The sequence below is a fragment of the Roseiarcus sp. genome (genome assembly GCF_049514155.1).
In the GTDB taxonomy this organism is placed as follows: Bacteria; Pseudomonadota; Alphaproteobacteria; order Rhizobiales; family Beijerinckiaceae; genus Roseiarcus.
On record NZ_JBEKVH010000215.1, the window covers coordinates 1 to 8605 of the forward strand.

Consider the following 8605-nt stretch of genomic DNA (forward strand, 5'->3'; position numbering starts at 1 on the left):
TTCTATCATCCCGACGTCGAGGTTTGTAAGAAGGTCATCCAGGCCTGCGCCAATGGCGGCGCGAAATGTATCGAGTTCACCAATCGCGGCGAGTTCGCCGCGCATGTGTTCTTCGAGGTGACGCGCCACTTCGCTAAGGCCGACCCGAGCGTGATCATGGGCGTCGGCTCGGTCGTCGACGCGCCGACCGCCGGAATCTTCATCGCCAACGGCGCCAAGTTCGTCGTCGGCCCGCTGACCAACCCCGACATCGCCAAGCTCTGCAACCGCCGCAAGATCCCCTACAGCCCGGGCTGCGGCTCGGCGACCGAGATCGGCTACGCCGAAGAGCTTGGCTGCGAGATCGTCAAGGTGTTCCCCGGCGGCTCGGTCGGCGGGCCGGAATTCGTCAAGGCGATGCTGGGTCCCTGTCCGTGGACGCGCATCATGCCGACCGGCGGCGTCGACGCCACCGAGGAATCGCTGACCAAATGGTTCAAGGCGGGCGTCGCCTGCGTCGGCATCGGCTCGAACCTGATCACCAAGGAACTGCTCGCCGCCAAGGACTATTCCGGCGTCGAGAACAAGGTGCGCGAGACGATCGCGCTGATCCGCAAGATCCGGGGGAAGTGAGATGGCCGACGAAATCCTCAAGATCCGCCCGGCCGCGGAGACGAAGTGGGACTGCGCCGCGTTCGGCGAGGTGATGCTGCGCTTCGACCCCGGCTTCGGCCGGGTGCGCAACGCCCGCTCGTTCCAGGTCTGGGAAGGCGGCGGCGAATACAACGTCGCCCGGGCGATGCGCAAGTGCTGGGGCAAGCGCGCGACCGCCGTCACCGCGCTGCCGGTCAACGACCTCGGCTGGCTGGTCGAAGATTTGATGATGCAGGGCGGCGTCGATGTGTCGCATGTGATCTGGCGCGCGTTCGACGGGCTCGGCCGCAATACGCGCGTCGGCCTCAACTTCACCGAGAAGGGCTTCGGCGTGCGCGCCGCGCTCGGCTGCTCGGATCGCGGCCATTCCGCCGCCTCGCAGATCCGCCCTGGCGAAGTGAACTGGGAGAAGCTGTTCGGCGAGGAAGGCGTGCGCTGGTTCCACACCGGCGGCATCTTCGCCGCGCTGGCCAGCAACACCGCCGAAGCCGTCATCGAAGCGGTCGAGGCGGCCCACAAGCACGGCACGATCGTCTCCTACGACCTCAACTATCGCGCCTCGCTGTGGAAGAGCCAGGGCGGCAAGGACGGCGCGCAGACCATCAACCGGACGATCGCCCCCCATGTCGACGTCATGCTTGGCAACGAGGAGGATTTCACCGCTTGCCTCGGCTTCGCGGTCGAGGGGCTCGACGAGCACATCTCGAAGATCGATCCGGCCAACTTCAAGAAAATGATCGCCCAGGCGGTGCAGGCGTTCCCCAATTTCAAGGTCGCGGCGACGACGCTGCGCAACGCCAAGACCGCCTCGTTCAACGACTGGGGCGCGGTGCTCTACGCCGGCGGCAAATTCTACGAGGCGCCGTTGCGCGAGAACCTCGAGATCTACGACCGGGTCGGCGGCGGCGACGGCTTCGCCTCCGGGCTGGCTTACGGCTTCCTCGAAGGCAAGGGGCCGCAGGCGGCGGTCGAGTACGGCGCGGCCCACGGCGCGCTGGCGATGACCACGCCCGGCGACACCTCGATGGTGAACGTCAAGGAGGTTGAAGCGGTCATGAAGGGCAAGGGCGCAAGGGTCATCCGCTGACGGGGCGGGTTGCGGTTGAGCTGCCTCTCCGTCTCCGGACCTGGAAACGCTGGAATGTTCCTTTCTTGGCGTTCTGGGTGGGTGGAGGGGATTCCGAGAACGTGAACTGGCAAGGGGCCCGGCGCCGATCAGTGTCGTCGGATGTCGATTTCCGCCGAGGAGCCTAAGCTTGCATCAAGCAAAACGCCGCAGCGGCCGCTCGCTCGCTACCGCGCCATGGAGGCGCGCTTCGCTCGCGGCCGCCACAAACGTCGCACATTGCATGGCCTGGAATCTCGCAGCCTCGCTGGCCGACTTTTCCGCCGCCGTTAACAGGTTGTCGCGCCGATCAGCGTCCGGGTTCCGCGCCGATCGGCGGCAGCGATCTCGCTTCCGAGCGTTGATCGCCGTCCGCGTGGGCGGGCGGCGGCGTGAGTCGCAACTTGCCCTTGGGCGGGTCAGCTCATCCAATTGCCGCCGTCGACGTTGAGCGTCTGCGCGACGACGTAGTCGGCGTCCGACGAGGCGAGAAACACGGCAGCCCCGCCGAAATCGGTCGGCAGGCCCATGCGACCAAAAGGCACCGCCTCGCCGACGAGCCGCTTCTTCTCGCCGACGGGGCGATTCTCGTATTTGGCGAACAGCGCGTCGACCTGGTCCCACATTGGCGTATCGACGACGCCCGGCGCGATGCCGTTGACGTTGATATGGTGCTTGATGAGATCAAGCCCCGCCGACTGCGTGATGCTGAGCACCGCCGCCTTGGAGGCGCAATAGGTCACGACCAAACCTTCGCCGCGGCGACCCGCCTGCGAGGAGAAGTTGATGATCTTGCCGCCGCGCCCCTGGGCGATCATCCGCTTGGCGACCGCCTGGAGGGTGAAGAACAGCCCCTTGGTGTTGACCGCGAAGACCTTGTCCCAGCTCGCCTCCCTCACCTCGACGATCGGGCCCATATCGAACACGCCGGCGTTGTTGACGAGGATGTCGACGCCGCTCCAGCGCGCCACGACGGCGTCAATCGCCGCTTCGATCGAGGCGATCTTGGTCACGTCGATCTGAACTGCGAACGCCTTGTCGCCGTGACGCGCCGCGGTTTGCTGCGCGTCGGCGAGAGCAATGTCGGCGATCGCCACTTTCGCGCCTTCCGCCACGTAGCGATCGACCATTGCAGCGCCGATGCCGCGCGCACCGCCGGTAATGATAGCCACCTTATTCTCGAGTTTCATAACCCTCCCCTTTCGTAACGACGCGTCTCCGAACTCACGGCGGTCGCCGCCGCTCTGACCGCGCCTCCTTTTAGAGCCGCTCGGCCTATGCCAGCCGCCGCTAGCTCGGGCATCGCCAGGATCTCTTACGATCTCCCGGCCAATTAACCCTGCTACATAGGGGCGTATGCGTCGACTTGCCTGAGCGAACGTCGCCAGGAAAGACGCCAGCCATCACGAAAGCTCGTCGCGTCAATCCGCAATGCTCCGCGCTTCCCAACTTAGAGCGCGAGCCCTCAGTCGAGCCTGACTAACAATCGACCAATCCGCCAAAGCAGCGCCACCGAATGCGTTCATAGGTTGTGTTTTCTCAGTATCTGCTCGATATTGTTGAGAACATCATCAGTCAACACGACGTCGGCCGCCTTGGCGTTGTCAACGATTTGTTCAGGTCGTTGGACCCCGCACAGAATCGAAGTGACGGCGAGGTTGCGCCAAAGCCACGCCAACGCGAGATGCGTCATGCTTATCCCAGCTTCGGTGGCGACCTTTTTCAGTTCTTCGCAGGTGGCGAAATAGGTGGCGTAGGCCGGGCCCGAAAGCTTGGGATTGGCGGACCGGATATCGTCCTTGCCAAACTGGCTGTCCGCTTTGAAACTTCCGGTCAAAAGGCCCTGAAGTAGGGGGCTGTAGGGCAGAAAGGCCATGCCTTTCTCGAGACAATATGGAAGTATCTCTTCTTCCGCTCTGTATTCGAGCGGAATGTCATGATAGCGATCCGGATTGCGCTCCAACATATTATATAAACCCTGATACGAACCCAGCGGGATCAACGCGGCCAGGGCTCTGGTGTCGGAGAGCGAGAAATTGCTCACGCCGACTGCTTTGATCTTGCCTTCTTTGATCAGTTCTTGCAGGGCGCGTGCCGTTTCTTCCAGCGACGTAGCATGGTCCGGCCAGTGCAACTGGAGAATGTCCAGATGATCGATCTGGAGGCGCCGTAACGATGCCTCGACATCGGCGCGCACGGCGGAATACGACAGATCGCGCCGAACTGCCTTGCTCTCATCCCAGACCAATCCGCATTTGCTCGCGAGCGTGATCTCGTTGCGGCGCCCCTTGAGCGCAACGCCGAGCAGCGACTCAGAGACGCCGAAACCGTAGATAGGGGCGGTGTCGAAAAACGTCACGCCGCAATCGAGGGCCTTGTGAACGGCGGCGATTGAGCTCCGATTACTAGAATCACGCCAACCAGAGCCCTTACCCAAAGCCCAACAACCGAAACCGATTGTTGAGAAATTGACGCTTGGCATCGCCGGAACCGTTTTGTACTTCATACTAACCACTCCGCGATGCTTAGTCATTGTCAGCGATGAATTCTGGGAATCGCGCCGGCTCCTCGTTCGGATGTGCGCCCATTTCTTCGAGGACGAATATACGGTTCCATCCGTGGACGCTCAGGGCCTTGGGGTTGGAGCAGGAATTTGATCATGACCGCATAGCGCCTGCGGCCGCCCTTCTCTGGACACAGCCCACGATAAGTAGGAGGCGATTGGCCTACGCATGAAGAGCCGGCCTCAGCAATTGGCTGTGGCGGCGGTGCCGCGGACGACGCCAGGCGTCGCGACAGCGCGCGTCGGCGCCGAAACAGTTTTCCTCATTTGGAGTCCCTCTGGACTTTCACTCTTCGGGCGTCGTTGGAGCATCGTTGGGCGGCGCACTTTTTGTAGCATAAATACAGAGTGCGATTTTCGTCAAGGCAAGCTTCCATGGCGAAAATTTGCTTGCAACGTCATTTTGTCGATTTACGTGTGGCATAATCACGCGTCTAAGGCTTTGTCGGACGAGTCTTGCTTCTGGTCTCGGTTCTCGCCGCCGACGATTTTGACAAAAATGTACTAAAAATACAAAACTGAGTCGTGCGGGTCGCCTCTGGGAACGGGGAGCCTGTCGCAGAGACGCAAAGGTTTGAACCCTCGATCACGACACGCGGCGAATGCTCAGCCTGACGCGGAAGGGCCGGCAACGAACCGAGAACGAGGACCCGAGCCGCCGATTCCACTGCCACACTGCGGACGCCGCCGTCGTCCCCGAACATTGGGAGTGCAACGCAGCGCAGATCGTCGGCGAATTCGAATTCGCCGTCGTCTTGCCTGTGATCGCGTTGGAGCGTTCTGCAAATCGTCGCAGTGACGGTCGGCGACTCGGTTCAGGCCGGCGGAGGACAGAGCTGGGCGTTCCCGGCTCGTTGGCTCCGACGTCTTGGCGTCGACGGACGGGATCGGTCAAACCTGAACGCTTAGGGGAGGTCGGTTCGTCCGCCGCTAACAGGGGTGGCGTCCAGTCCGTCGAGATAGTCGTAAAGCGCTTGGCTATGGCGATAGAGTTTCTCGAACACGGGTTGCATCTTCGCGTATGTCGCCTCCCATCTTGGATCTGGGAAAACCTCGCGCTCATAGTGAACGAATGCGGCCGCAGCGTCCTCGACGCGCGCGAAACGGCCCGTCGCCGTCGCGGCCATGGCGGCGCAACCGACGACGCCGCATTCCGGCTCCGAGGGGACGAGAATCGGAATTCCATAGCAGCTCGCTTTAATCGCCAGCCAAAGATCGGCTTTCGCCCCGCCGCCGGAGGCGACCACGCGGTCCAGACGTCTGCCCGCAATGCGCTCCATCATCCGGATGTGTCGAGTCGTCGCCATCGCTACACCCTCGAGGACGGCGCGATGCAGGTGGGCAAGCCCATGCGCTGCTCCAATTCCGAAGAACTGCGCACGTGCGTTGCGGCCCGCGCCGAACCGTTCGCCAGCCAGATACGGCAGGAAGAATAGACGATCCGATCCCGCCGGCGCCTCGGCGGCCTTGACGACAATCTCGTCATAAGAGAGCGCCTTCTCGTGAATCGCTCGGCGAGCCCAACGCATCGCGTCCCCGCCGGTCTCCAGCAGGATGAAGGCTCCCCAGGCGCCCTCGACCGTTCCGACGTTACAGATCTCCGGGTCGAGCAGCGGTGCCTCGACGATCTGGGTGATGATGCAAGACGTGCCTGTGACGTCCGATCCCAACCCTGGACGGCACGCGCCGGAGCCCAGCAGGGCGACCGGGTAGTCGCCGCCGCCGACAAGCACCGGGGTTCCGCTTAGAAGACCTGTTTGTGCAGCCGCCTCGATCGAGAGTCTGCCCAGGATCTCGGTCGGCTTCCGAATGGGCGGCAGTTTGTCGCGATCGAGATCCAGTTGCGCGATCGTTTGAGCCGACCAGTCTCCCGTCCAAGGATCCATCAGGAAACTGGCTGAGGCCTCGGTGTGGTCCATTGCAACTTCGCCGGTCAGGCGAAAGTTGACGTAGTCTTTCGGCATCAACATTGAGCGCGCGCTTGCATAGGCGGCGGGATCGTTGTCGCGGATCCACATCAGCTTAAAGGCCGGCCAAGCGGAGGTTGGCGGGTTGCCAGTGCGTGTGAGGTAGTCGGCCGGCGCGTTGGCGGCCTCAAACGCCGAGACGAGCGAGGCTGTCCGTTTGTCGTTCCACAGCGGCGCGGTTTCGCGGGTCAGCCGCCCGGCTTGGTCGATGAGAACGGTTCCGTGCATTTGCCCGCAGGCCGCAATTGCCGACACGCGCGCCGTCGCGCCATCGACCTGCATGAGCACGTCCCAAATCGAAGCGACGACGCCGGCCCACCAATCGGCGGGCCTCTGCTCAGACCAACCGAACGCCGGCACGATTTGCTCGTATTCGCGCGCCACGATCGCGAGGATACGACCGGTTGCGTCGACGAGCGCGGCGCGCGCGCTGCCCGTACCGACATCAATTGCGAGCGTCAAATCGCGAGCGTGACTCATGCCCCCTCCATTCGTATCGGCGCTGCAAACCGAAGCCTCGTTGTGGCGAAATCTTTCGCGCCGCTGAGTTCGCTCGGCGCTATCACGCCCGGCGCGAACGACTGTTTCATCAATTCGACCGATTGGAAGATCTCTGGATCGTACTCTGGCTCAAGGCCAAAGCGCTCGCCCGCGGCCACCGCCGCCTTCAGCGAGTCAAAATTGAGAACTGCGTCGGTGCCGATCAGCAGTTCGGGATAGGCGTCTTTGGGCGTCGCCGACATTCGCGCCGCGGCGACCTTGCCAAAGGTGATTTCCCCGACATCGAGGCCGCCTTCCGGCAGCGCGCCTGCGAGCGCGACGGCGTCGCGCGCGTCGTCGATGGCTATGACAGGCGCGAACCCGAAGGCGGCATAAAGTTCGGACATGTTTCTCATCTCTCGGGAGTCGCGTCGGGACGCGCCGGCCTAGAACTGCTCGGGACGGGCGGCGGGGCGCCCGCGATCGTTGGCGTCGGGCGCCAGTCTTCGGTCGCCGAGCATGCGTCCTTCAGCATCGAGGTCATCGTGCGGCTCGTGATCGCTTGGCGGGGCGCCGTCTCATAGCCCTAGGCCCGCGACCTTCCGCCATCGCCCGGCCGGTCGAGCCTCCACCGGCGACGACATAATTGGGCATCGTTCCTCCTCGATCGATAATCTTCGGCGGGTTGGCCGCCGGCGACCGCGCTCGCCTTTCGCCAGCCCAGTCATTTGCACAGGGCAGACGACGGGCAAATCACGAGCCGCTTGCGCGACGCTTGCAGAATGGGTAAGGTCATCACCTTGAGGGGTTGTCCTACAAGTAATTGAGCTTCCCTTCAAGCGGACATTAGCGCGCCAGCTTGTCGAAGGCGCCAATCAGGCAGGAAACGCAACGCAAGAGGAGGCTCGACGATGAGCAATCTAGAAAATTTAGTGCATGAGCGAGTGACCCGCCGACAATTTTCAATCGCCGCGGCGGTGGGGGCATTTGCTGCCGCCATGCCAAGCCGGTTGTTGGCGGAGACCAAGCCGACGTTGGTGACCTCGATCAGGTCGCTCTCCAATCCCTATCATGCGGTCTGGAAGCAAGGCGCCGAGGCCTTCGCCCAAGCCGTCGGCCTCGATCACGTTACGCTCGTCTCCGAGGGAAACAGCGAAAAGGGGATCACCGACATCCGCGCCATGCTGGCTAAGACCGGTGGCAACATGGTGTTGAACTCGGATCCGAATGACACGCCCGATGCGCGGCCGATCGTCGAATCCTGCGTAAAGGCCGGCGCCTATGTCGTCACCCAATGGAACAAGCCCAGCGACCTGCATCCGAAGGATTTCAATCCGAACTACGTCTCGCACATCGAGTTCGACGGCATTTCCAGCGGCAAGGCGATCGCAGAGGCTCTTTTCAAAGCCATCGGTGGTTCCGGCGGCATCATTGCTCTTGGCGGTCTGATCTCGACGACCGCGGCAATCGAACGCAAGAAGGGCCTGGACGCCGCACTCGCCGCCAATCCGAACATTACCTTGTTGGATTTCCAGGTCGCAAACTGGAAATCGACGGAAGCCTTCGATCTGACTGGCAATCTGCTCACGAGGTTCGGGGACAAGATCAAGGGCATCTGGGCAGCCAACGACGACATGGGAACCGGGGCGCTCGAAGCGCTGCGCGCCGAAAATCTAGCCGGCAAGGTTCCGATCGTCGGCGTCGATGGGATCAAGGTTGCGGTCGACGCCGTGCGAAAAGGCGAGTTCGCCTGCACTGTCACCTCTGACCCGTTCTGGCAGGGCGGCATGGGTCTGTCGATTGGTCTCAGCGCCATGCTGAAGAAGTTCGATCCGACGAATGAGCCTGCGGAGCACC

The 8605-nt window shown here is 62.6% G+C and carries 7 protein-coding genes; 3 read left to right on the forward strand and 4 right to left on the reverse strand.

Translation table 11 applies throughout. The features are described from left to right. Positions 1–612 (forward strand): bifunctional 4-hydroxy-2-oxoglutarate aldolase/2-dehydro-3-deoxy-phosphogluconate aldolase (locus ABSF49_RS19995; protein WP_424114391.1); only part of this gene is annotated, 612 nt, incomplete at its 5' end. Position 613: 1 nt separating this feature from the next. After that, entirely contained in the window at positions 614–1720 is a 1107-nt protein-coding gene (locus ABSF49_RS20000; RefSeq protein WP_424114392.1) for a PfkB family carbohydrate kinase, read from the forward strand. Positions 1721–2157: 437 nt separating this feature from the next. Here the strand turns inward: ABSF49_RS20000 and ABSF49_RS20005 are convergent, their stop codons facing one another. The 4 genes from ABSF49_RS20005 to ABSF49_RS20020 form a co-directional block, all read right to left on the reverse strand. Then, complete coding sequence (locus ABSF49_RS20005) at positions 2158–2928, reverse strand: L-iditol 2-dehydrogenase (protein ID WP_424114393.1); 771 nt, start codon at positions 2926–2928, stop codon at positions 2158–2160. 332 nt (positions 2929–3260) lie between these two features. Next, positions 3261–4244, reverse strand: a complete 984-nt coding sequence (locus ABSF49_RS20010) for an aldo/keto reductase (RefSeq protein ID WP_424114394.1) — start codon at positions 4242–4244, stop codon at positions 3261–3263. Between the two features lie 962 nt (positions 4245–5206). Then, entirely contained in the window at positions 5207–6748 is a 1542-nt protein-coding gene (locus tag ABSF49_RS20015; RefSeq protein WP_424114395.1) for a xylulokinase, read from the reverse strand. Then, entirely contained in the window at positions 6745–7155 is a 411-nt protein-coding gene (locus ABSF49_RS20020; RefSeq protein ID WP_424114396.1) for a beta/alpha barrel domain-containing protein, read from the reverse strand. Before ABSF49_RS20020 ends, ABSF49_RS20015 begins: the two co-directional genes overlap by 4 nt. A gap of 504 nt (positions 7156–7659) precedes the next feature. Between ABSF49_RS20020 and ABSF49_RS20025 the strand changes: the two genes are divergently transcribed. Continuing rightward, a partial coding sequence (locus ABSF49_RS20025) for a sugar ABC transporter substrate-binding protein (protein ID WP_424114397.1) occupies positions 7660–8605 on the forward strand: 946 nt, incomplete at its 3' end.

Excerpts from the sequence above, each read along its gene's own strand:
- ABSF49_RS20020 (WP_424114396.1), bottom strand. The coding sequence starts at position 7,155 with ATGTCCGAACTTTATGCCGCCTTCGGGTTCGCGCCTGTCATAGCCATC.
- ABSF49_RS20000 (WP_424114392.1), top strand. The coding sequence starts at position 614 with ATGGCCGACGAAATCCTCAAGATCCGCCCGGCCGCGGAGACGAAGTGG.
- ABSF49_RS20010 (WP_424114394.1), bottom strand. The coding sequence starts at position 4,244 with ATGAAGTACAAAACGGTTCCGGCGATGCCAAGCGTCAATTTCTCAACA.
- ABSF49_RS20005 (WP_424114393.1), bottom strand. The coding sequence starts at position 2,928 with ATGAAACTCGAGAATAAGGTGGCTATCATTACCGGCGGTGCGCGCGGC.
- ABSF49_RS20015 (WP_424114395.1), bottom strand. The coding sequence starts at position 6,748 with ATGAGTCACGCTCGCGATTTGACGCTCGCAATTGATGTCGGTACGGGC.